The organism is Corynebacterium gottingense (assembly GCF_003693265.1).
GTDB lineage: Bacteria > Actinomycetota > Actinomycetes > Mycobacteriales > Mycobacteriaceae > Corynebacterium > Corynebacterium gottingense.
In genome coordinates this window covers 1-1,595 of sequence record NZ_RDRE01000117.1, presented here as the reverse complement: position 1 = coordinate 1,595, position 1,595 = coordinate 1, and the positions used below count along the sequence as shown (strand labels likewise).

2 protein-coding genes are annotated in these 1,595 nt (G+C 67.1%); one reads left to right on the top strand and one right to left on the bottom strand.

Features of this window, described 5'->3' with window-relative positions; genetic code table 11:
- Nucleotides 1-963: phosphomethylpyrimidine synthase ThiC (gene thiC, locus EAW56_RS12080; protein ID WP_122086801.1), on the top strand; the 963-nt coding region annotated here is incomplete at its 5' end.
- Here the strand turns inward: thiC and EAW56_RS12075 are convergent.
- A partial coding sequence (locus EAW56_RS12075) for a purine-cytosine permease family protein (RefSeq protein ID WP_482764198.1) occupies nt 960-1,595 on the bottom strand: 636 nt, incomplete at its 5' end. The genes thiC and EAW56_RS12075 overlap by 4 nt on opposite strands.

The window sequence follows — 1,595 nt, the reverse complement described above, 5'->3', positions numbered from 1 at the left end:
TACATGACCATCCACGCCGGCGTGCGTCTCCCCTTCGTGCCGCTGACCTCGAAGCGCGTGACCGGCATCGTTTCCCGCGGCGGGTCGATCATGGCCGGCTGGTGCCTGGCGCACCACAAGGAGAGCTTCCTGTACGAGAACTTCGACGAGCTCTGCGAGATCTTCGCTCAGTACGACGTCGCCTTCTCGCTTGGCGACGGCCTGCGCCCCGGTTCCATCGCCGACGCCAACGACGCCGCCCAGTTCGCCGAGCTCAAGACCATCGGCGAGCTGTGCAAGCGCGCCTGGGACTTTGATGTCCAGGTCATGATCGAGGGCCCGGGCCACGTGCCCCTGAACAAGATCCAGCTCAACAACGAGAAGGAAGAAGAGTGGTGCGGCGGCGCCCCCTTCTACACGCTTGGCCCCCTGGTCACCGACATCGCGCCCGGTTACGACCACATCACCTCCGCCATCGGCGCGGCAAACATCGCCGCCGGCGGCACCGCGATGCTCTGCTACGTCACCCCGAAGGAGCACCTCGGCCTGCCCAACAAGGACGACGTGAAGACCGGCGTGATCACCTACAAGGTCGCCGCGCACGCCGCCGACGTGGCAAAGGGCCACCCGGGCGCGAGCGACTGGGACGACGCGATGAGCAAGGCCCGCTTCGAGTTCCGCTGGGAGGACCAGTTCGCGCTCTCCCTGGACCCGGACACCGCGCAGGCCTACCACGACGAGACCCTGCCTGCCGAGCCCGCGAAGACCGCGCACTTCTGCTCCATGTGCGGCCCGAAGTTCTGCTCCATGCGCATCTCCCAGGACATCCGCGACGAATTCGGCGACAAGATCGACGCCGTCCTGGACGCTGACACGCAGCAGACCATCCAGAACCTGGGCATCCCGACGCTCGCGGTCGGCGAGGAGCAGATGGCGGAGAAGTTCCGCGAGGAAGGCTCCCAGGTCTACCTGCGCGCCGACTAACGCTCCTGCGCGCGCACTCGGTCGCGGCGCACCACCCACGCCGCGACCAGCGAGAACACCAGCGACACAAGCACGCCCAGGTTCGCATCAGCCCACTGCTCCCCCACCAGGGGCAGCAGGTAGCCCTGCCAGTTATTCCACGCCGCCTCCTCCGCGAACGCGTTGGCCACCAGCCCCCACCCCAGGATCGAAGCAATCGTCAGAATGCTTATCGACGCCACATCCACCCCGCCGTAACGCCCCGCTGGATCGTAGAGCGCGGCCTCGTCGTAGTCCTGCTTCCGACTATAAATGTCCGCGATGAGGATGCCCGCCCAGCTCGCCAGCGGCACGCCCAGGGTAATGAGGAACGACTGGAACGGGCCGAGGAAGTCCTGGGCGAAGAAGACGACCCAGATCGTGCCGACGGTCAGGATCACGCCGTCGACCGCCGCGGCCGCCGGGCGCGGAATGCTGATGCCCAGCGTGAGCAGCGTCAGGCCCGACGAGTAGATGCCGAGCACCGCGCCGGATACGAGAGCCAGCACCGCCGTGATCAGGAACGGGACCAGCACCCAGGTCGGGAGGATGACGGCGAGTGCGCCGATGGGGTCCTGCGCGATGGCGTCGGCAAGCGATGCATCCGAGCCCGC